This window comes from Legionella cherrii (genome assembly GCF_900635815.1).
GTDB lineage: Bacteria > Pseudomonadota > Gammaproteobacteria > Legionellales > Legionellaceae > Legionella > Legionella cherrii.
Genome location: NZ_LR134173.1, coordinates 1 through 22,124, shown reverse-complemented (window position 1 = coordinate 22,124; position 22,124 = coordinate 1). Strand labels below are relative to the sequence as shown.

The following is a 22,124-nucleotide window of genomic DNA, read 5'->3' as shown; positions in this document are numbered from 1 at the left end:
ATGGCGCATTGGTCAGAATCTTTTTTTGAAGGAATAGATACCTTCTTTGCCTGGCTAAGTACATCGCTCAAGCAAACAACAGAATCTTATATCGAATTGGAAACTGCAGATAGTCCAACTGTGTTGGTCAATCATGATGGTTCTTTAATATCAATTTTGAAAGTTGAAGGGGTATCTGCCCTTGTAGGTGCGGCAGAATTTGAAAATTTGATTGCCGGTATCACTAACTCGTTTCAAGGGGCAATGGGGCGTCCAGGACATGCCTTACAGGTTTATTTTAGTCATGATAAACAAAATATAAGGAAATTGATTCAGGACACCTATGAACCGGCCACAGCTACGGCAAAACGACTGGAACTGAATTTAACCGACTTGTTTGAAGAACGAGTCAACTATATGGCTCAGTATTGTGCAGAAGAGCGTGTCTATTTTGTACTGATAACCCGACCATTCAATTTACCCTCGGAGCAATTAAAGGCAGCATCCAAAGCTAAATTTAAGATGATCAAGGATACGAAGGCTCCTCCTTTTAAAAACAGCCAGACTATCTATGCTGCCATTCCTGAATTACGTGATACTCATGATGCGTATGTTCGTGCCGTAATGAATGATTTCGATTCGCTTCATATTTTCGCTAAATTACTCGAAGTTCATGATGCAATACATGCGATTCGTATGACTTCTGATCCAGATTATACTGCTGATGATTGGCGGGCAAGTTTACCTGGAGATAAGGTCACAGTCCGGGAAGTGAATTCTTTCGAAGGCGATCCTTCCGATTTATTATGGCCTTCATTAGCAAAACAAGTATTTCCTCGTGATGCGGAAGTATTAGATTTGCGTACAGTTAGGGTCGGGGACAAGATTTACTCTTCAACCTACATTGATTTATTCCCTAAAGACATTAGACCCTTTATTCAGTTATTTACACGGATATTGCCAGCACATATTCCTTGGAGAATTTCCTTTTTGATCGAAAGTGAGGGGCTCGCCACGATTAAACTTAAAGGTCTATTGGCTGCGATTTTAACATTTAGTTCAGCACAAAATCGTTTGATCAGTGATTCGGTCAATTTATTGAAATACATACAACTCAATACCGATGAGTCGATTGTCCGTTTGCGGGTTGTAGCAACGACTTGGGCACCTGAAGACCGATTGGCATTATTGCGGCAACGTAGTTCTGAGTTAGTCAAAGCAATTGAGGGCTGGGGCTCAACCGACGTTTCAGAGATTTGTGGTGATCCATTTGGTGGTTTTGTTTCCGGTATGTTAGCTGCTACGCTGAACAGTACCGCAGTGCCGACAGTTGCCCCACTAAGTTCGGTGGTTTCTATACTGCCTATTACCCGTCCGGCATCACCTTGGCTAAAAGGCGCATTACTGTTTAGAACGCCCGATGGTAAGCCTTGGCCCTTCCAGCCAGGCTCTACAGAGCAAACTACGTGGATTGATCTCGTTTATGCGCGACCAGGTTCGGGTAAATCCGTTTTATCGAATGCGATTAACCTTGCTTTATGTCTCTCTGGTGGTTTGTTACGTTTACCCCGTATTGCAATTATTGATATCGGACCTTCAAGTAGCGGATTGATCTCTTTGCTGAAAGAAGCACTTCCGGCATCAAAACGTCATCTCGTTGCTTATCATCGTTTAAGAATGACTCCCGAGTACTCAATTAATCCCTTTGATACCCAATTGGGATGTCGTTATCCGACTGCATTAGAGCGCGCCTTTTTAGTTAACTTTATTACTTTGTTAACGACTCCTCTTGGAGCAGAAAAACCCTACGATGGAATGCCAGATCTTGCAGGTATGGTGGTTGATGAACTGTATAAAAGTTTGGCTGATGAATTTAATCCTGCGCCCTATTCCCCTGGAGTAGAGGAATTCATTGACAGCATTTTGGAAGAAATTGGGTTTGTTCGTGATTCAAAATCAACCTGGTGGGAAGTGACCGATTCACTTTATTCCGCAGGCTTTGTGCATGAAGCGATGTTGGCTCAACGTTATGCAATGCCTTTATTGGCTGATGCTGCATCGATTTGTCGTACTCCGTCTATTGAAGATCTCTATGAACGAATTACAGCACCAACTGGAGAATCATTAATTAACGCTTTTTCACGCATGATTTCTGCAGCAGTTCGCGAATACCCGATTTTATCACGCGTGACCAGTTTTGATATTGGTGATGCGCGAGTTGTATCACTCGACCTTGATGAGGTAGCCAAAAGCGGAGGGGATGCCGCAGACAGACAGACTGCAGTCATGTATATGTTGGCACGTTATGTATTGGCAAGACACTATTATCTAACTGAAGAAAGCCTCAATAATATTCCAGAGCAATACAAGGAATATCATAAAGAAAGAGTGCAAGAAATTAGAGAAGATCATAAACGTATCGTATATGATGAGTTTCACCGCACCTCAAAATCTACAGCGGTCCGTGAGCAAGTGATTATTGATATGCGCGAAGGGCGTAAATGGAAAGTACAAATTGCCTTGTTGTCACAGTCAGTTGATGACTTTGATCCGGTAATGATCGATTTTGCTACCGCGATTTACATTATGGATGCAGGGCCCTCGCAGGCAATAGAAAAAACCACTGCCATATTTGGGCTATCTGATACCGCGAAAGCAGCTTTGCGTACCCGAGTACATGGTCCACGGCAAGGTGGAGGAACTTTTCTGGCGCAGTATGCTACTAAGAGTGGGGTGAACGTACAGTTGCTTACCTTGACTTTAGGTCCAGTTGAATTATGGGCTTTTAGTACTACAGCTGAGGATGCTACAGTGAGAAACCACTTGTATCGCCATCTAGGCCCAGCAGAAGCAAGACGTCTTTTGGCAGCATTATTTCCCAATGGTTCAGTGGCCAAAGAATTAGAAACTCGATTGAATAATATGAAAGAAAAAGTGGGTTTGATTGAGGATGAATTGAAAGAAAGTATTGTGGAACAACTAATTAACGAAATTCTCGATGCTTATTCAAAAAACCCTGATGTTAAAAGCTTACCCGCTAAATTAACGTAAAGTCATTAAATGGATGTTATCCGTAACAGAGTAAAGCATTTCATACGGGCTCCATTCTAATTACCTAACTCGAAATAAGAAAATAATCCTATTTTCTTATTTCGAGCTTATCTTAATACTCCCTTAAGAGTACATCAATATAATCGCCATTGTTCTTGATCATGAATGAGTTTCGGTGCATTCCAATTCATGCTGAAAAGACAAGGGCCTGTTTTATTTGCTAATCCCACGGCAAATATCAGCGTAAGCAGACCCCTAATTTAAGGAAATATTTTTAATAAGAATGAGGTCTTTATGAGAAATGCAATTGCCATTTTATGTTCATTATTTATAAGCATCAATTCCAGTTTCGCCCTTTCAAATACGGAAATCCCTGATGAGATGTACATCAAAGAACACTGGATCAGTTTAACCACCAGTTATGATATAGAAACCAAAACTCGAAAATTAGGAACTTTATATAGAAAATTTTTCAGCCTGTTGCTGACCTATGAATTTTTTGATCCCTTTGATAATAAATTGGCATATGCTCGTTCAAAATTCTTTTCTCTAACTGCTCATTTTGATGTTTATGATAATTTTGAAAATTTCATAGGGGCGGCAGATGAAAAACTATTCGCCTTTTTCCCAACCTTCGATATCTATGGTCAAGATGGCTACACGAAATTGGCAAAGGCAAGTATGAATTTCTGGGGAACAACTTTTACCATTTATGATCCAGTCACTGATAAAGAAATGGCAACTTTATATCGGCCCTTTTTTAGACTAAAAAACGATTGGACTTTTAATATTACAAATAAAGCGTTATTCAAGCAAAAAGACATTGATTCTCGCGTGCTGATGACGGTTATTGCCTTCCAAGGAGATAGGGAGTATTGGGAAAATAATAATCAAAATAACTTTAAAGCGATTGCGAAAAAATCCGCTCCATCGAATGACGTGACAGCACAACAAGTGAATGAGCTTTTAGAAAAAATTACTGCGATGAGCAAACAAGAGGGGTTAGAGAATATCAAAAATCCCGATCCTAAAATGATGGATGGGGTTGCTAAGGAATTGGAAAATAATTATCAACAATTGCATGCTCATGATGAAACGGCACAAACTAATCAAGAAAGGCTTAATGCATTTGTTGAATATTGTTTGAATCTGGTTCAGGAAAATACTCTTGCCTCTGAGAAGAAAAAAGCGATTCTTTTCTTGCTTAAGACTCGTTTGGAAAGCTCGATTAATTTAATTTAAAGCTTAGAATAACGAAGTGCCGCGATGTTTTCGCGGCACCCCGAAGTATCAGACGGCATCTTGCGCACCAGCGGCAGGGCGTAGGGTACAGATAAAAAGCGAATTCAGACTGGATAAGACAATTCTCGCTTGACTGCTATGGCCAGGGACCAATCTGAGTTAATAAGGTATAAAGAAATAGATAACCCTGATTTTGTATTAAACAGGCTTATGTACCTGTCCTAGGACCAAGAATAGCACGGCTTAACTCATTGGTTGAGTGATTGATTGTTGTTCATTTGAGGCAAAAATAGTATAATCCGCATCAATTAAATCACTGTAATCTATGAGACATGGCAGAATCAAAAATAGAAAGCGCACCACTTAATACCCATTCTAAAACTGCTGCTGCACAGATTAATAACAATAATGCCACTTTCCCCCTATCCAATACAATTAAAAGACAGCTTTGGGATTTCTATAATTTAATTACTGATATGATGTGTCGCACTCCTTATTTTAATAAGCTTCCCGAGGAGCTTGTGACGGAAATTATCACTCGTCTCAAGAAGGATGGAGCTAAAGACGAAAAAGCGATAAGCGCCTTGGTCGCGACGCATAAAAGGATGCATACCTTATTTCAACCCACACGACTTGGCGATTTAACCACGCAGTTGCTGTGGAATACGGTAACTGGGCAACAAGATAAAGCAGAAAAGCTAGTCGAAATGCATCCTGAGTTGCAGCTTAAGCCCGGAACAATAACAGACTATTCGGGTAGAACCTTTAAAAACATTACGGCGTATGAGTACGCCTATTGGGCAAAGGACACCCATATGTGTCGAATGCTGGAACGACATATGGATAGAGAGACCAAATTGGCAATGCTCAAACGTTGTGAAGCAATAGAAGAAAATGGATTGGCCTATGAACAACATGGAGTCGAGGTTAAAGGCTCAAAGCATTATGACATGACGCCACTTCTAAATGCATTAAAAAATTTCAGGGATTATCTTAAAAAGGAGTTTGATTTTAATACGTTAACAACAAATGAACTTCAAGTCATTCGTGCACAATGTGATGTACCAGTCCATGTGGCGAATGAATATTGCCGTAAAGATCGTTCATTTTAACCTACTCCTACATTTAAAGATGAGACATTGCCACGAATATTAGATGTTCGTACTTTTAGAAGAGGTACATCAAATTATTGGTTTCCATTGATTGATGAAAACTCAAATAGGTTTTTTTTGATAAGAATGAGCGAGAACGAATGCTTCGCTCCTAATTGGATTTATCCTTCACGCGTAGCAGATTGCATAGACCTTGATTTGGAAGCCTTAGAGTATCTTGATAAAGTAAGAACAGAAGAACTTACAGAGCTGCAGCAAAAACTTAGGTGGGCTGAACCTACAGGGCATAAAAAATGTTCCTGTTTTTAAAAGTCGCGATTTGTTGTATGACTAAGAGAGCTATTTTAGCAACTGTCTTGAATTTTTATTTTGAAGACAGTTGCTGCATCAAATTTTATAAATAGAATCCAGCTTCAACTTTTTGCAGGCCACTTTTATAATTTTGGCCTTATAGCATTGTTGCTTAAATCAAGCCGGTCTCAGGGGTAAAGTAATGATTACTTTTAATCCCCCCTGCAAATTATTAGTCAATGTGATATCACCTTGATGCATTTGAATAATTTCTCTAGCGATGGTTAATCCAAGCCCCGTGCCACCTGTACTGCGTGAACGAGAATTTTCTCCTCGGTAAAAAGGTAAAAAAACATGTTCCAGATCGGCCTCCGGTAATCCCGGGCCTTGATCGGTAATTGTAATTTCTAGCTTATTTTGCAAACAATTAAGGTGAATGACTGCTTTATAGCCATAATGGACTGCATTATTAATCAAATTATTAAAGGCCCGTTTGAGTAAATTGACTGTACCATAATAAACCAGTTTTGAGCATTCACTGATAAAACGAACATCATAGTTCATTTCGACTGCATCATCCTTCAATGATGAAAGCAAAGCGACTAAATCGAAGAGCTGCGGTTTTTCTTCAACATTCACATCCCGGAAGTAATCCAAGGTCTCACGGATCATCAGTTCCATTTCGTTGATGTCGGCCATTATTTTATTGTAATTGGGATCATCTACTAAATATTCGGCACGTAATTTTAAACGAGTTAAAGGGGTGCGTAAGTCGTGTGAAATTGCTGTGACCACTCGGGTTCGATTGGCTAAAAGCTTATTTACTTTTTCTTGCAGATCATTAATTTTTTTTAAAAATAGCTTTTTGATCCTGATTCCCAGTGAGCGGGATGGGTAACCAATTTTCTTGATGTTCACTGTAATGAAGGCTCTGAATTAAGGTGTGTATGGGTTGATTCAGCATTCTGACTGCCCAATAATTAATAAAAAGCAACGCGCCAATTAAGATAAGAAACAGGCTAACAATGGAGTTTGCTTGTCTTGGAAAGAAGGAAATGACTTTGATATTCAACCAATTATTTTCTTTTATAAAAACTGAAAATTCCAATTTTTTATTCTGTTTTATTAGATTAAAGAGCACGGGAGCTTTTAAAGTAAGCAGTGCGTTTTTATCGTATACAGGCTGGGGTGATAGGGTTATTTCCGCCCAGGAAATACTTTGATTCCTCAGGATTAGAGGCCATATGGATTGAGGGTTTTTTTGTAACAAGGTCACTAGATGGGTCAATGAGCGTGCGGCTTTAGGTGGAAGTGGTGAGCGAATGTTCTCATAATAATATTTCCCTAATTGCATGAGTGAAAAAATGATTAATAAATTACCAAGTACTAATCCAACTAAGGTCTTTTTGGCGGTTTTGGTTAATTGACTCATACTAAGTCAACCTTGGTTTTGAACTGATAGCCACCGCCGCGAATCGTCAACAATAATCGTGGATTACGTGGGTCCAGCTCTATTTTTTTACGTAAACGACCAATAAGGACGTCAATGGTTCTGTCTTGTGAGTCGCAATCTTTGTCATATAATAAATCCATTAATTGGTCACGGCTCAAAATGCGTCCAGGGTGCTCTAAAAAAACAACTAACAATTCATATTCTCGTTGACTTAGAGGGATAGCAACCGATTCTTTATCAATTAAAGAATGGGTGTTGCGATCGAGAATCCAACCATCAAAATGAATTTGCTGTAAAGGAGCGAGATTTTTACGATCATGCTCTAACTCGCCTTGAGTGCGTCTTAGTTGTGCCTTGATGCGTGCGAGCAATTCACGAGAACTAAAAGGTTTGGAAATATAATCATCTGCCCCCAGCTCTAATCCTGCCACGCGATCAGCAATACTGTTCGCTGCGCTCAACATAATAATAGGCATGCTGTGGGATTGACGAATTGTTTGACATAAATTGAGACCATCTATCCCTGGGAGCATGATATCTAAAATAATTAAATCAAAATTATTTTCTCTTAATAATTGTTTGATGTTCAAGCCATTCAAGGTCCAAGTGGTTCGAAAACCGTTTTTGATTAAATAGTCATTAATCAAGTGCGTAATTTCTTGGTCATCATCAATAATCAATATGTGACTTTTTCTTGTATTCATGAATCACCTGATAAGAGTAATGTGGCTGGCGTCCAACCGTGTCATCCCTCGCTGTGCTCGGTGGGACGTCAGTGGATATGCTTCCTGCATTATATCAATAAACTGTCCTATGTTGAGCATTGTAACAGTGTTGTTACAATAAACAGTTCGTTTGTCATATTCCTATTACATTGCCTCATTACACTTACCAATGTAACTTCATAGGAGAAATAAAATGAATATCAAACGATTTTTATTAATTAATAGCTTGGCTTTGGGTGTTTTAGGTACTTCTATTGCAACAGCCCAAGCTACAGCAACCGCTACAGTAGCCTCTATCAATCAACCAGGACAGTATCGACAGCATGTGGGCAAGTTACTCACTCCAGAACAGCGTTCTGAACTGGCAAAAATCAGGAAAAACCTCCGTGCGCAAATGGCTCCTTTAATTAAAGAAAAGCGTGCGCTCAGTCTGCAAATAAGAGGTAAGTTAGCCACTCCTAATGTAAAATGGAGTGATGTATCCCGTTTGGTGGAAAAAAGAAATGCGGTGAACGCGAAGATTAATACTTTGTGGACCCAAACCCAGTTCCAAACTTATCAAAAATTGGGTGTTTTATTGCCTGTGCACCACAGTCACCATTGTCGTGTTCAAAATAAAAATCTTGCAAAAAAATCATAAAATAATGCCTTATGAACGGTTTCGCACTTTTTGCGAAACCGTTTATTTTTTCAATTCAATAACGACAACCCGGATTGGATGTTGGCCCATGTTTTCATCGGTGTGGAGTTCACCGGGAACATCTTTTTTAAGATAATATGCTTTATCTTTTTCTAATTTTAAAAAATGTTCTTTTCCGTTATTGTTGACCACTTTGAGTAAGCCACTGTCCAGAGCAACAACAACTCTGTCTTGTTCATGTCGATGCATTGTTAAACTGTGTTCTTTATTAGGATAAATTACTGTTGTCCAGACCGATACTCTTTCATTTGATAGTTGGGGAATACGAACGGTTTTTTGGGCATCTGCATAAGAATTGATTGATGATAAAAATAGAATAGTACCTAAGATTGAAGTAATGCTTTTCCTCATAGTTTTCTCCGTAAATTTTTGGGAGAACTATAATACATCGGAGAAGATGAATACAGGCAAAGTAAAATAAAAAATTTGCTCTTTCTTTTTAGCACCTCTATTGTTCAAAAAAAGTTAGGCACATTTCGCAACAACAATCTGCTGAATCAATTCAGTGAATAAAACATAGTTCTGAGTTTTATGAGACGTAGTCCGCCAGGCCACACCAATTTCTCGATAAGCATGATCTGTTTTTAAAGGAACTGAGACTAAATCAGTACCTGTAAGAATACCGCTGTTAATTGCAAGATTAGGTAAGAAGGTAATACCAGGCTGATGACTGACCATTTGAATCAAAGTATGTAAACTGGTTGCAAAAAAGTGATTGATTTTTTTGCTTTCTTTTAATTGACAGGCCTGTAATGCATGCCCCGTCAAGCAGTGTTCTTTTTCAAGCAGAAAAATACTGCTTTCAGGCAATTGACTGATTTCTTTGTCATAACCTTGATGTAACCACGTCTTAGGTAGGACCAGTTTAAAATAATCTTTGCATAATATTTGTGTGTGAAAATCTTGGGTTGGATAAGGAAGCGCCAAAATAACCAAATCAAGTTTACCTTCTCCCAAATAACGCAATACATTGTCTGTGGTGTCCTCTCGAATAAATAAAGCAAGATTCGGATAAGTCTTCTGACAGAGAGTTTGTAATTCACTGATTATAAAAGGTGCAATAGTAGGGATCACGCCCAGATAAAACTTCCCTTGCATTACTTTTCCTTGATTTCTTGCGTAATCCACTAAGTCGTTGCTCTGTTCAATAATTAATCGGCTACGTCGAACAATTTCTTCTCCTAAGGGAGTAAATAAAAATGTTTTATGATCTCGTTCAAGGAGTTGAGCCCCTAGTGTTTCTTCAAGGTTTGTAATAGCTGCACTTAAGGTTGATTGACTAATAAAACATGCCGCAGCAGCACGCCCGAAATGTTGATGATCGTAGAGTGTAATCAAATAATGCAGCTGCTTCATGCTTACTAATCTGCTCATCGTTTTTTCCGATTAAAGTTATCTGTTTTATTCATTTTAAATAATTATACACCATAACTATAATTTAATTGAAAAAAACGAACTGAGGAGAATTTTATGTTAACTGTTGGTCAAAAAATTCCGGAATTTTCTGTTGTTGCAGTAAAACCAGGTTTTAATCATCATGAAGAGCATGGTGAGAGCGCTTTTGAAGTAGTTACTGAAAAAAGTTTTCCTGGAAAATGGAAAGTACTTTTTTTCTATCCTAAAGATTTTACGTTTGTATGCCCAACAGAAATTGTTGAATTTGCAAAATTAAATGGTGAATTTAACGATAGGGACGCAGTGGTATTGGGTGGAAGTACTGATAATGAATTTGTCAAACTAGCATGGCGAAGAGAACACAAAGACTTAGATAAGTTAAATCAATACAGTTTTGCAGATGTTCGCGGGAAGTTAACTGATGGATTTGGCATTAGAGAAGAGGAAAGTGGTTGTGCGCTAAGGGCAACTTTTGTTATTGACCCAAACAATGTAATTCAACATGTCAGTGTCAATTCTTTAAATGTGGGTCGTAATCCTCAAGAAATATTACGTATTTTGGATGCCTTGCAAACTGACGAATTATGTCCATGTAATCGTCCTATTGGTGGCGAAACGTTATAGTTAGAGCAAAATACAGAAGCTCCTGTATTTATGGGGCTTCTGAAAAGGAGAATCCTATGTCTATAGAACAATTGAAACAAGCGATACCTGATTTTGCTAAGGATATTCGCCTTAATGTCAGTAGCTTATTTGGTAATATTCCACAATCAGGGTTAACAGAAACACAATTTTACGGGGCTGCTTTGGCTGTAGCGTACACCTTGAAAAATAAGCTCATTATTGATGCGATTAAAACAGAAGGCGGGCTCTACCTTTCTGCTGAATTGGATGATGCTGTAAAAACAGCGGCTGCTTTGATGGCAATGAATAATGTGTATTATCGGGCAATTCATTTGTCAGAAAATAAAGAACTTGCGTCAATGCCGGCAAATTTACGCATGAATGGTATGTTAAATCCTGGAGTACCTAAGGTCGACTTTGAGTTATTCGCGTTGGCGGTGTCTGCAATTAATGGTTGTGGTATGTGCATCCATTCCCATGTAAGGCAATTGCTGGAACATGAAGTCAATAAAGTCGCGGTGCAATCAGTGCTTAGAATAGCAGCAATTTTAAATGCATTGTCTTTTGTTCTATCACAGAATGAACCGTAAAAGCAGTAGATAGTCTGGGGCACGACTTGCCCCGGCAGGCTATTCAATGCTTCATTTCAAAATCACTCGTAGGTGGCGTTTTAGGCTATGTTCGCTCATTTACAATTTTCAAATCAGAAAACATATACTCCTCGCAACTTCTTTCTGCTTTAAGCGGAGCATGCCATGCATTTAAGCATCTTGCCAGCCTTCAGGCTCCAAAGGGATAAGCAGCCATAACAAGATGTAGGCTATAAATGCTGCGCCTCCAAGGAGGAAAAAGACAACAAAAATGATTCTGACCCATACCGGATCTACGCCAAAATAAACGCCTAAACCACCACATATTCCTGCGATTTTTCGATCTTTACGGGAACGCCATAATTTTTTATAAGGTTTATTCATAATTTACCTGTTTAATTTAAAGCGTATTGCTGCTTCTAAGCAACAGATTACGCGCGTGTTAACCATTTTTTCCCTTCCACAAGACGGGCAACCATCATACTGCTTACACTGTTGCATGTCACATTAAGCATAGTCGCCAATGGATCAATGATAATACTAATTGCGGCTATGATTATTAGGACTGAAGGAGGAAATCCATAGGCGCTGAGTATGAGTAATTCACCCAGCATTCCTCCACTTGGGATTGCCCCCATTACGGTACCAACGAGTAAAGAAATTCCTAAAGCAGTAAGCAGTACACCGGGGCTGGAAAAATTTAAGTGAAAGATTCCAAATAAAAAAGCAATCTTGAACATGCCACCTATTACAGAACCATCTTTATGAATGATGGTACCTAAAGGAATTACTGTTTCATAAATTTCAGGAGCGACTTGCATTTTTTTTGCTGCCATTAAATTGGCGGGAATACTGGCAGCACTGCTGGCATGTGGCCAGCGAGGTAACTACAGGGAGAAAAATACTGCTCCAAAATCGTTTTATACCTTCGGTTTTCCCAGCCAAATAGGCAAATAGCCGTGTAAGACCATAATAAAATAAATGACGCCAAAAGTATAATAAAGAACCCCGACTCGCAGATAGTTAGCCATTAATTGAGGGCCTAGATCATGAACTAAAACAGCGAAGTAGGCAAAAAAACCAATGGGGGCATAATACATAATCAAAGAAAAAACACGCATGAAAATTTCTTCTCCGGCCTGTAAAAAATCAATGAAAAATTTTTCCTTTTTCATTGGCTTTTGATGCGGATACTCCAACTAGAATTGAAAAGAGAATGAGTGCCAGAATATGTTTGATGGCGACAGCAGCTTGCTAAATTCAGGGACCGTAAAGATTTCCGCAATTTGATTAAAAATATTCATAGCTGAAGTTTTTTCTGGAGCATTAAGCGGTAAAATAACACCCTGGGCTGGAGGGAAAAGGCTGACTACGAAGAGTGAGTACACTGCTGCGACGTATACCAGTAAATAGAAAAAACAAGGGTCATATAAAAAGCGATTTTACCCCAGTTTACCCATAGAACCAACCCGAGCAATTGCCGAGGTGATACTAAAAAAAATCAAAGGCACAATTGCGGTAAAAATCAGGTTGAGAAAAATCTCACCAAAGGGCTTAAGTATGGGGTTATTGATCCCCAAAAGGAGCCCGTCAGACCACCTAGCAGAATGGCTGCAATTAAAGTAATTGGAAAAAAAATAGGATCCAAAAGGCTTTCTTGGTAGTCATTGGCTCTTGTCCTTAAAAAATTTTAGAAACTGTGGCCTATTGTATCTCTTTGATTAGGTGATGCGCTATATCTATGTATTGCTGTGCCTTGATAATTCGCTAGACTTGGGCAAAATGAGGGGACTCTAATTTATATTTTAATTCAGATACTTATATTTATTTCTGGGTATAAAATACAATAATTGAACCAATAGTTTCCACCATGTATAATCGAGATCATTTCTAAGGTAATCCACTGATAAGGATCATTATGCCCTCAGTTAATCCTGTTGTTTATAATCAAAAGAATCTCCTATCTTGGCAAGCAGAATTAGCTGCTATTGAGCTGCAAATAACAGAGTATTTGCAATTCATTGAGGACCAGAGGCTACGCCTCGGGTCACTACAAAATGAGTTGGTTTCTCAAAATTCACTAGGCTATCAGCTTGATGTGAATATGGCTTCTTTCCAAGATATGATGGATTCAAGACCTCGTCATTATCGAAACTATACCGTAGAAACTTTTCCGTCGGAACGGAGGTCAAATCGTTTGCAAGAGCAACGGGAAGCGCTCAAAAAACGCATGAAACCTTATGAAGAAGCAATTAATAAAACTCAGGCGAGTATGGCTCAATTGCTTTCTCGCCAACAGTGGTTACAAGAGCATATTCCCGCTGCCCAGCTATTTTTACAGACGTTGCACGAAAGACCTTTAGAGTCTGTGCAGTCTTTGATAAATGAAATTTGGAAAACATTCACTCATTACGAAAATACTCATCTAATCAATCTTGCTCCACAAGTACGGATTAGCTTGTTTGCTGCTCGATATGGTCTAAATACATTGACCTCCTATGTTGAGGGATATGACCCTGCTTACACAAACTCACTCCATCGGACTAATTATCTGCGCTTGTGTGGTTTCTTATGGGATATGTACTCCAAGGTAAAACAAGAAAAGAAAGATCCTGAGTTTGAAAAGCTTTTAGGACATCTTGTTGAAAGTACCCATATGGTTCAGCAGGGTGATTTACCCGACCATATGCAAACGGGGTATAGCGCGCAAGCTTGGTTTGAAAGCAATAAACAAAATATGCCAGGTTTATTTGCAATCAAAGAACAGGATTTACCCAATCTAGAAGAGCAAATTTTTAAAAATGAATTGATTTTTATTACACAAAATAGAATCACTCAGCTGACACCACTGCAAAAGCACATCCTCAGTACAGTCAATTTAATCGACGCCGAAGTTAAAATGAAAAAGCAAAGAAAAGAAAAAATTGACTATCACTTTTATGGACGAGTGGTGTCTCTTTTAAACTCGGCTTTCGTAAATCCTGCGGATCAGCACGCTGCGAAATGTTTAGGAGAAATTGCTGAATATGCATCAGGAAGCAACTCGGTTGGAAAAAAAGTTTTAGGCGGCCTTCTGATTGCGGCTGGTTGCTTGCTGATTTGTGCCAGTGTTGCTGGTTTTTTTACTACTTTTGGCTCGAGTTCCCTACTAAGTGCGTGGGGTATTGCATTGGGACTTGGTTTGCTTGAAACAGAGCTTGTTTTCGGGGTTGCATCTTCTTTAGCGGCTGTTACGGGTATTGGCTTAACCTTTTTTGCCGGACCGAAAGCAATTGAATCGGGAGCACGTAAGGGCTTCACTCAGGAACTAAAGGATATTAAAGAAGAGTTGGAACACTACAATGCCCCGCCGTCCTATAGTGCTGTGGTATATTAATTAATTGGATCCAGCCTTTATTGCATCATGAGTCCTTAACCTATGATCTAGTAGAATGTAACAGGGGGAGCGTTAAACTGCTCCCCCTTTTTTCTCTTTATTTTCTTAGGGGAATGAAGCTTAAATATTATCTTTAAAGACTAAGACTCATTGCCCCGTGTCCCTTAAAAATTTTTAGGAGCTGTGGTTATTGTATCTCTTAGTCTAGTTGGCGTGCTGGATTGGGAATGTGTTGAAAATAAAATATAATAATTGAATAAAAAGATTGCAATATGTATAATATGCCGCATTCTGTAACAGACTTTGCAGGACCGTGATGACTTCAGTTAATCCAGTTGTTTACAGTCAAATTAACCTCCAAGCTTGGCAAAAAGAATTACCTTCCATTGAGCTGCAAATATCAGAAACTGTACAACTCATTGAGAAGCAAAGACATCTACTTAAACCATACCAAGAAGAATTAAGGGCGCTAAATGCACGTATTTCTTGGAAAAGTACCAGATTATGCAGAGTAAGGGGCCTATCCTTAACTTTATGTATCAGACAGATCATGATAGTCCTGAAACACTTCGTTTTCGTTCAGAGTTAGAACTTTTGCAAAGTGAAAGTGATGTGCTCGAAGGACAAATGAAACCCTATGAGGAGGAAATGAGTAAGGCTCAACTTGCCCTGCGAGATTTATCTTCTCGACAAGCATGGCTAAAAGAACATATTCCTGCTGCCCAATTATTTTAAAAATGTTACAAGAAAATCCTCAGGCGTCGGTACAGGCCTTAGTCGATAAAATTTGGCAGGCATTCATTGATTACGAAGACACTCATATGACAGGTCTTTCACCACAAGTTCGAATTAGCTTAATTGCGGCTCGGTATGGGCTGAATATATTAGTCTCCGAAATCGAGGGATTTGATGATCATTATACAAAAGTAATCCAACGCAATAACTATCTTCGCTTGTGTGGTTTCCTATGGGATATGGTATTTCAAGATAAAACAAGAAGACAAAGATCTGCGTTTGAAAAAATCTTAGCATCTCTTATTGGAAAGTACGCATGTTACTCTGCATGACGATTTACCTTACCCAATTTCAACTTGTTCAAGCGCGGAGTCCTGGTTTGCAGTCAATAAACATGAGAAGCCTGAGTATTTTGCGATTCAAGAAAGGATTTACCCCATGTAGAAGAAGAAATTTTTAATAATGGACTTTTTTTTATTAGGAAGAATCCACCTGCTCGGCCTACATCAATCCAAAAGCATATCATTAGGGCGGTCAATTTAATTGAAGCAGAAGTTAAAATAAAAAAACAAAAAAAAAGAGGAAATTGATTATCATTTTTATGCGCGGGTTATTTTGATTTTGAATGATGTTTTCGATGGACGTGCAGATCACAAAACTGTAAATCGATTAGGAGCAATTGCTGAATATGCCTCAAGAAATAATTCTGTTGGTAAACACGTATTAGGAAGTCTTCTAGTAGTCTTCGGGGCATTGCTTATTGGTGCCAGTATTGCTGGTTTCATCACAACTTTTGGTTCAAGCTCCATCTTAAGTGCCTGGGGTTTTTCGTTAGGACTGAGTTTATTGGAAACAGAGTTTGTTTTAGGACTAGCTTCTTCTTTAACGGCCATTACTGGCATTGGACTTACATTTTTGCAGGTCCTGACGCAATTAAATCAGGAACAGATTTTTCTCAGGAACTTATTAAGATTAACCAAGGGATTGAGCAGGGCGATGAGCCATCATCAAATTGTGGTGCTGTATTCAATTAACATCCATTTTCTTCATTGCATCACGTGTCATACCTTATACTCTAATAGATAATGGCAGGAGTTTTTGATTTGAAAAGAACTCCTTTCCTCTTTTACTTTCAAGGATGAAATGAAGATGAGGCACAAATATTTCTTTAAAGAGAAGGTATCTCCCGAGTCGCAATAAGGAAAAAAATCAAGAATGTTTGATTCAAATTCCCTCAGCCAAAGATATACAGCAAATGCATGGGATGCCGGCTGGCGCTGATGAAGACCAATTCGAGCGTCTAAAGCACATGACCCAGGTGATCGCGACAACACAATCTAAAGATCCTTCCTTACCTGTTGTTACTACCGATCGTGTGGAGTTACCCGAGCACTGGAATCAATTATTTGCTGCTATGAAAAAGGAGATGAGAACGTTGCTTTAACACTTTTTGCTGAATTTCCTGAAGAAGACCAGATTCTCCAAGCGTTATTGGCGGTGCATACATCAGAATATCTGCAGCAAATTATTCGTGATTGCATTCAAGCACAGGCCAAAGGATGGAAGCAATTAAACTCGGATATTCTTATTACTCCAGGTACGTTTGAAGTGCTGATCAAAGATATTTCGATGACTTTATTCCATTCTAAAAAAGTGCATTTTTCGTTTGGATTACCTACTCACCATGCGTTCGCTGATGAAGGTAGTGGTTTTTGTATTTTAAATAAATCAGCAGTATTACTGAAGCACATGCAGCGAAACACGAAACCGCTCAAACATATATTGTTGGGACTGATGTAAATCGAGACAATGGTTTATGTGATATTTTAATGAATTCTGCTGCAGATATGGATATATGTCATATTGATGTTTTTGATTCAAGAGTTTATCCCTACCAAGATGAAGATTATATAACCGAACTATTTAACAAGTGTGGAAAAGATGAAGGACAGAACATTCAATCATGGCAACGAGGAGGCTTAGACTATTTTGTCGTTAATTTAAGTCGTACAACGCGTAAACCAGGTTTAGTACATCCTGCTTTGGTGTTTGCAATCGAGAAAATGGAAGAGCAAATCGAACAAGCCAAAATAAATCATCAGAAAGTGGCTCTATTTTTACCCACGGGTTGGGATTCCCATGAAGAAGAAACCGCTTATTGCGGGAAATATGTTGATGGGTATTTAATGGCGCTACTGAGGCACGGAAAACTCGCCTTAATACAACCGACTTAACCTATTTTTATGAGAGTATTTTAAGCTATATCGAGAAAAAAAGACCATATCGAAAAAGTTTATTGGGGATTAGAAGGAGGATATGATCGCAAAATGTATGAACAACAAATTGAATGTTGATGTCCATTGTTTTGAACGATCTAGTCCATCAGGATACCCATCAAATGGGTAAGACTTCATCCCCCTGAACGGTTATTTAAAAGGTTCCTGATGATCCTAAAAAAGCCTAGGGTAGGTAATAAAAAGGATTGGGCATTTAAATACTTTTTGGGCATATCCACCTTTAAGGTCACTGTATTGATCGCCTATCGATGCGACATGGTATAGCCTTTTTCGGTGATTATTTTTCGTGTATGAGATTTAAATGGAATAATCGATTTAGAGGAGTAATTCATAGGACGCAAGTAGAGACCAGACCATCCATCATACCCTGCTTTATGCAAATTAAGCTCTGTCGCTTTACGTCCGATTCATTTCTTCCCGTCACAAAAAACACTTTGATGCCATGATTGCGTGCATCACGATATAAGTGAAGCATGGGCTTAATTACTGGAGCATTGGCAGCCATTATGTCTTGGTGAAATAGTTTACGATTTCCACCAAAATCACGTTCAATCATGGAGTTATAATTAGAGAGGCTGGTTTCATCGATGTCTAAAACAAGCGCCAGTTTTTTATGTGGTTTTGTTTTTGATTAATTTCAGCTTGCTGATCAATATACTTTTGTGCTTTTTGAATAACTTGGGTTAACTCTTTTGATAAAGTCCTGAGTCATGATAATTTTTAAGTTCGTTTTTTACTAAAGTCAGGTTCGGTGGCGTTGAAAAAATAGGATTTGGAAAAGAAACGCGATACTAGTGTGACTATGCTAAGCGATTTATTGAATAAGTGCTTCATTATCCATCCATTTTCTATTAAATGGGGAATTATATCGTTGTTCATTTGTTTGTCAAATTAATCCTCAACTCCATCTTATTTCTATGCAAGCACTCTGTAATCAGCGGTGCTGTGGATAGCCTGTCCATCCTCAGTTATAATGCCAGCTTATTTTTGTTTAAAACTGCCATACTATGCATTTGAAGCAATTAAAATTAGCCGGTTTTAAGTCTTTTGTTGATCCGACGGTCGTTCATTTTCCCAGCCAGTTGGTTGCAGTTGTTGGACCTAATGGTTGTGGCAAATCAAACATTATCGATGCGGTACGTTGGGTCATGGGGGAAAGCTCTGCAAGAAATTTGCGTGGTGAATCCATGACCGATGTCATTTTTAATGGCTCTTCTAATCGTAAATCAGTAGGTCAGGCTTCTGTTGAACTCGTATTTGATAACAGCCTTGGGCGTCTCACGGGTCCTTTTGCGAGCTATGGTGAAATCGCTGTAAAACGTGTAGTGACTCGGGATGGTGATTCTTCTTATTATTTGAATGGCAGCCGTTGTCGACGTAAAGACATCACTGATATTTTTCTAGGTACTGGTGCTGGAGCCCGTGGTTATTCAATTATTGGTCAGGGCACTATTTCGCAGCTCATTGAGGCCAGGCCCGAAGATTTAAGGGTATATCTTGAGGAAGCAGCAGGTGTTTCCAAATACAAAGAACGTCGGCGTGAGACCTTGCAACGCATTGATCACACACGCGAAAATTTGACTCGGGTTGCTGACATTCGAGAGGAATTGGACAAACAATTGCAACGTTTGGAACGGCAAGCCAAAGCGGCTGAACGTTATCTCATTCTCAAAGACGAAGAACAATTGTGCCGAGCAGAAATTTTAGCACTTAAATGGCATGATTTTATTGTTCAGCAAGAAGTAAAGCAACGTCAAATACAAGAATTAGCAGTGAGTTACGAACAGCAACAAAGCGCGCTTGTCAAGGCCAATAAAGAACGAGTTGAATTGAATGAAACCCTTCATGATGTTGAGGAACAAACGCAGCAAATTCAGGCCAGTTTCTATCAATTAGGCACTGAAATCGCTCGTTTGGAAGAAACCATACAGCAGCAAACGCGTGAAAAGAAACGTTTGGAGCAGGATCAACAGCAAATGCAAGATGATTGGCAGATTGCTGAACAACAACTCAAAAGCGATAAAGAGGCGTTGCTTCATTGTCAGCAGAATTCGTACGATCTCGAAAAGCGACTTGAACAATTAAGGGATCAATTTAAAGAACTGGAAGTGGATTGGCAAGATACCCAAACGCAACAGGCAGAATGGGATCTGCATTGGCAGGAAGTCCAAACTCAAACAAGCAATTTGAAAAGAGAGTTCCAGGTGACTGAGGTTAACGCGCGCCATTTGGAAGAAAAATATCAACAAACACTTTTAAGATTAGAAAAGCTTCAATTAGAGCAAGAAACTATTTCAGTAACGGATTTACAACAGACTCGAAATCACTTAGAAGAACAGCGCATTAAATTAATTGCCGATCACGAGTTTGATGCTTTGCAACTCAAACAAAGCCAGGAAAACACAGAACAATTACGTGGCAAATTGCAGAACATCGAGCAGCAGCTGCATGTGTTGCAGGATGATTTCCATCATGCAAACAGCGAATATGCCGCATTAATGGCGGCGCAACGGGCAGCGCGCCAAGGAATGCAACGCAGCAAAAATGTAATTAAAGAATGGTCAGAAAAACCTCGATTGATGGATATTTTACAAGTGGAAACGAAATGGCAATCTGCTTGTGAACGGGTACTCAATGAAGCATTACATGCGTATGTTCTGGAATCTTTTGAAGAGTTATGGCCGCAACGCGCCATTTGTGAACGACAAGGCGAAAATATTGTTACCCTCCGAAACATCAATCTTAAAGCCAGTTCTTACCCTCGTCTTATTGATAAAATTAAAGGAACCATTCCAGCAAATGCTTATCCATTGGAACATATCTATGCTGCGGAACATTTTGATGAAGCATTAAGTTGGTTGCCTGCGTTGGCGGTGCATGAATCGATTATAACGCCCGATGGCTTTTGGTTAGGCCAAGGATGGGTGAAATTCGTTACTCCAGAGACTCAGGATGAGTTGGGTTTGTTGGCACGTCAACAAAAAATTACTGAACTCGCTGCAGTTGTTCAGGAGTTACAAGAGAAAATTGAGGTCATAAGGACTGAACGTGATGATACCCATCAGCAGTTACAAAAAAGTTTAAAAGACATTGAATTACATCAGTTGAACGTCAATGCCAGTAATGACGCATTAAGAACTAATAGTGTGGCATTGAGTGCCAACGAGCAAACGATTCTGCAGGCTGAAAAACAAGCAACATCTTTAGCGTTCGAATGTGATGAATTGAAACTTACTTTGGAAGAAACAGCAGCAGAACAATGTACTATAAAAAAAAATTACATTATTTAGAAGAGCAATGCCAAGTATATGAGCAGCAACAGGAACACTGCCTGCAAGAAAAGCAAAACAGGGTGCAAACATTGGCATCAAAAAATAAGCAGTTGGAAGAGTCTCGAGTTGTACTGCATCATGCGGAACTGGAATACGATAGAGAAAAAAATAAAATACAGCAACTCAATGATCGTATTCAGCGAGAACAAGAACGTTTAAATGTTTTGCAAGAGCGTTTGGAACATATCGCAATGCTTTGCTTGCAAACAGAAGGTCCCGGGGAGGAACTCAAAGAGCAACTGGCCCAACAATTGCAAAAACAGGGTGAAATAGAATTGCAGCTCACTTTGAGTAGAGAACAATTATCACAGCTGAGGATAGCGCTTGAAGAGTGCGAGAAAAATATTTTAAACTGTGATTTTGAGGTAAAACGTATCCAAGAGCAAATAAGCAATACCCGCATGGAAGAACAGGCTTTGGCGGTACGCGCCAGTTCAGTACAAGAGTCCCTTGATGAGTCGGGCTTGCAGGCACAAGCATTACTTGAGCAAATACCTACAGGTGTGACTCAGGCGATGCGTGAAGATGAATTAATTGCTCTTTCTGACAAAATTAAACGTTTGGGAGCTATTAACCTTGCTGCAATTGAAGAATTTACTACGGAACAGCAACGTAAAGTATATTTGGATGAGCAGTATGATGATTTAACTCAAGCATTGGCCACTCTAGAAACGGCCATTGAAAAAATGGATAAAGAAACTCGTTCACGTCTGGAAAATACTTTTAACGAAGTCAATTCTTCATTTAAGGCACTTTTCCCACGTTTGTTCGGTGGTGGAAGAGCGCAGCTCGAATTGACTTGTGATAATCTGTTGGAAGCTGGTATTGTAGTAATGGCACAACCCCGGGAAAACGAAATAGTACCATCCATTTGTTATCCGGAGGAGAGAAGGCAATGACTGCAGTAGCATTAGTTTTTTGCTATTTTTCAGTTAAACCCTTCTCCATTTTGTATGCTAGATGAAGTGGATGCACCTTTAGATGATGTAAATGTGGGGCGTTTTTTGCGCTTTGGTGAAAGAAATGTCACAATTCGTACAGTTTCTCTTTATTACACATAATAAAGTTACAATGGAATTAGCAGATCATTTGATTGGGGGTAACTATGCGTGAACCTGGAGTGTCTCGCTTGGTTGCGGTTGATGTAACACAAGCTTTGGCTATGGAGTAAATGATGCAGGCAAATTGGAGCTTAATTCTTAATGTCCTGTTGTTAATTGGC

General features: G+C 39.2%; 21 protein-coding genes and 3 pseudogenes. 15 read left to right on the top strand and 9 right to left on the bottom strand.

Annotation, left to right across the window (positions count from 1 at the left end; translation table 11 throughout):
- The 4 genes from EL022_RS00100 to EL022_RS00085 all read left to right on the top strand — a co-directional run bounded on the left by EL022_RS00100 (position 1) and on the right by EL022_RS00085 (position 5,693).
- Positions 1–3,030, top strand: coding sequence for a type IV secretion protein IcmB (locus EL022_RS00100; RefSeq protein ID WP_028380933.1), 3,030 nt, complete (start codon positions 1–3; stop codon positions 3,028–3,030).
- Between the two features lie 294 nt (positions 3,031–3,324).
- Positions 3,325–4,272 (top strand): LURP-one-related/scramblase family protein, encoded by a 948-nt coding sequence (locus EL022_RS00095; RefSeq protein WP_028380934.1) that lies wholly within the window; start codon positions 3,325–3,327, stop codon positions 4,270–4,272.
- Between the two features lie 332 nt (positions 4,273–4,604).
- Positions 4,605–5,384: a hypothetical protein gene (locus EL022_RS00090; protein WP_028380935.1), complete on the top strand. Its 780-nt coding sequence runs from the start codon at positions 4,605–4,607 to the stop codon at positions 5,382–5,384.
- Between the two features lie 126 nt (positions 5,385–5,510).
- Complete coding sequence (locus tag EL022_RS00085) at positions 5,511–5,693, top strand: hypothetical protein (protein ID WP_028380936.1); 183 nt, start codon at positions 5,511–5,513, stop codon at positions 5,691–5,693.
- 159 nt (positions 5,694–5,852) lie between these two features.
- Here the strand turns inward: EL022_RS00085 and EL022_RS16220 are convergent, their stop codons facing one another.
- Genes EL022_RS16220 through EL022_RS00075 form a run of 3 tightly spaced genes read right to left on the bottom strand, consistent with a single transcriptional unit; the run spans position 5,853 to position 7,832 of the window.
- Positions 5,853–6,593 carry a sensor histidine kinase gene (locus tag EL022_RS16220; RefSeq protein ID WP_241972216.1) on the bottom strand — a complete coding sequence of 247 codons (741 nt, stop codon included), beginning with the start codon at positions 6,591–6,593 and terminating at the stop codon, positions 5,853–5,855.
- Entirely contained in the window at positions 6,517–7,107 is a 591-nt protein-coding gene (locus tag EL022_RS16215; RefSeq protein WP_241972215.1) for a hypothetical protein, read from the bottom strand. The genes EL022_RS16220 and EL022_RS16215 overlap by 77 nt, the downstream gene beginning before the upstream one ends.
- Positions 7,104–7,832 (bottom strand): response regulator transcription factor, encoded by a 729-nt coding sequence (locus EL022_RS00075; protein ID WP_028380938.1) that lies wholly within the window; start codon positions 7,830–7,832, stop codon positions 7,104–7,106. Before EL022_RS00075 ends, EL022_RS16215 begins: the two co-directional genes overlap by 4 nt.
- A 214-nt stretch (positions 7,833–8,046) precedes the next feature.
- Here EL022_RS00075 and EL022_RS00070 point away from each other — a divergent pair, with 214 nt between their 5' ends.
- Positions 8,047–8,493 carry a hypothetical protein gene (locus EL022_RS00070; protein WP_028380939.1) on the top strand — a complete coding sequence of 149 codons (447 nt, stop codon included), beginning with the start codon at positions 8,047–8,049 and terminating at the stop codon, positions 8,491–8,493.
- A gap of 42 nt (positions 8,494–8,535) precedes the next feature.
- On the opposite strand, the gene EL022_RS00065 is transcribed toward EL022_RS00070, so the two are convergent.
- A complete protein-coding gene (locus tag EL022_RS00065) occupies positions 8,536–8,904 on the bottom strand; it encodes a cupin domain-containing protein (protein ID WP_028380940.1) in 369 nt (122 codons plus the stop codon).
- Between the two features lie 114 nt (positions 8,905–9,018).
- Positions 9,019–9,927: a hydrogen peroxide-inducible genes activator gene (locus tag EL022_RS00060; RefSeq protein WP_028380941.1), complete on the bottom strand. Its 909-nt coding sequence runs from the start codon at positions 9,925–9,927 to the stop codon at positions 9,019–9,021.
- A gap of 96 nt (positions 9,928–10,023) precedes the next feature.
- Here EL022_RS00060 and EL022_RS00055 point away from each other — a divergent pair, with 96 nt between their 5' ends.
- The gene (locus tag EL022_RS00055; RefSeq protein WP_028380942.1) at positions 10,024–10,572 is read left to right on the top strand and encodes a peroxiredoxin; all 549 of its coding nucleotides are present in this window, start codon (positions 10,024–10,026) and stop codon (positions 10,570–10,572) included.
- A 56-nt stretch (positions 10,573–10,628) separates the two neighbouring features.
- Positions 10,629–11,162, top strand: a complete 534-nt coding sequence (locus tag EL022_RS00050; RefSeq protein WP_028380943.1) for a carboxymuconolactone decarboxylase family protein — start codon at positions 10,629–10,631, stop codon at positions 11,160–11,162.
- A gap of 171 nt (positions 11,163–11,333) precedes the next feature.
- Here EL022_RS00050 and EL022_RS00045 read toward each other — a convergent pair whose 3' ends face one another.
- From EL022_RS00045 to EL022_RS16205, 3 genes and pseudogenes are all read right to left on the bottom strand, one after another.
- Entirely contained in the window at positions 11,334–11,546 is a 213-nt protein-coding gene (locus EL022_RS00045; protein WP_028380944.1) for a PspC domain-containing protein, read from the bottom strand.
- Positions 11,547–11,593: 47 nt separating this feature from the next.
- Positions 11,594–12,283: pseudogene (locus EL022_RS16210) on the bottom strand (dicarboxylate/amino acid:cation symporter).
- A gap of 321 nt (positions 12,284–12,604) precedes the next feature.
- Positions 12,605–12,673, bottom strand: a complete 69-nt coding sequence (locus tag EL022_RS16205; RefSeq protein ID WP_241972281.1) for a hypothetical protein — start codon at positions 12,671–12,673, stop codon at positions 12,605–12,607.
- Positions 12,674–13,080: 407 nt separating this feature from the next.
- Between EL022_RS16205 and EL022_RS00035 the strand changes: the two genes are divergently transcribed.
- The 7 genes from EL022_RS00035 (at position 13,081) to EL022_RS16190 (ending at position 17,507) form a co-directional block, all read left to right on the top strand.
- Entirely contained in the window at positions 13,081–14,538 is a 1,458-nt protein-coding gene (locus tag EL022_RS00035) for a hypothetical protein (RefSeq protein WP_028380946.1), read from the top strand.
- 534 nt (positions 14,539–15,072) lie between these two features.
- Entirely contained in the window at positions 15,073–15,273 is a 201-nt protein-coding gene (locus tag EL022_RS00030; RefSeq protein ID WP_126325034.1) for a hypothetical protein, read from the top strand.
- A gap of 2 nt (positions 15,274–15,275) precedes the next feature.
- Positions 15,276–15,605, top strand: a complete 330-nt coding sequence (locus EL022_RS00025) for a hypothetical protein (RefSeq protein WP_126325032.1) — start codon at positions 15,276–15,278, stop codon at positions 15,603–15,605.
- Positions 15,606–15,894: 289 nt separating this feature from the next.
- Entirely contained in the window at positions 15,895–16,359 is a 465-nt protein-coding gene (locus EL022_RS00020) for a hypothetical protein (RefSeq protein ID WP_126325030.1), read from the top strand.
- A gap of 169 nt (positions 16,360–16,528) precedes the next feature.
- A complete protein-coding gene (locus tag EL022_RS16200; RefSeq protein ID WP_241972214.1) occupies positions 16,529–16,717 on the top strand; it encodes a hypothetical protein in 189 nt (62 codons plus the stop codon).
- Positions 16,718–16,770: 53 nt separating this feature from the next.
- Positions 16,771–17,073, top strand: a complete 303-nt coding sequence (locus EL022_RS16195) for a hypothetical protein (protein ID WP_241972213.1) — start codon at positions 16,771–16,773, stop codon at positions 17,071–17,073.
- 29 nt (positions 17,074–17,102) lie between these two features.
- On the top strand, positions 17,103–17,507 hold the full coding sequence (locus EL022_RS16190; protein WP_241972212.1) for a hypothetical protein: 405 nt from the start codon (positions 17,103–17,105) through the stop codon (positions 17,505–17,507).
- A 226-nt stretch (positions 17,508–17,733) separates the two neighbouring features.
- Here the strand turns inward: EL022_RS16190 and EL022_RS16730 are convergent.
- Positions 17,734–18,404: pseudogene (locus EL022_RS16730) on the bottom strand (HAD family acid phosphatase).
- Between the two features lie 173 nt (positions 18,405–18,577).
- On the opposite strand from EL022_RS16730, the pseudogene smc reads away from it, so the two are divergent.
- Positions 18,578–22,073, top strand: a pseudogene (gene smc / locus EL022_RS00005) (chromosome segregation protein SMC).
- Positions 22,074–22,124: the final 51 nt, after the last annotated feature.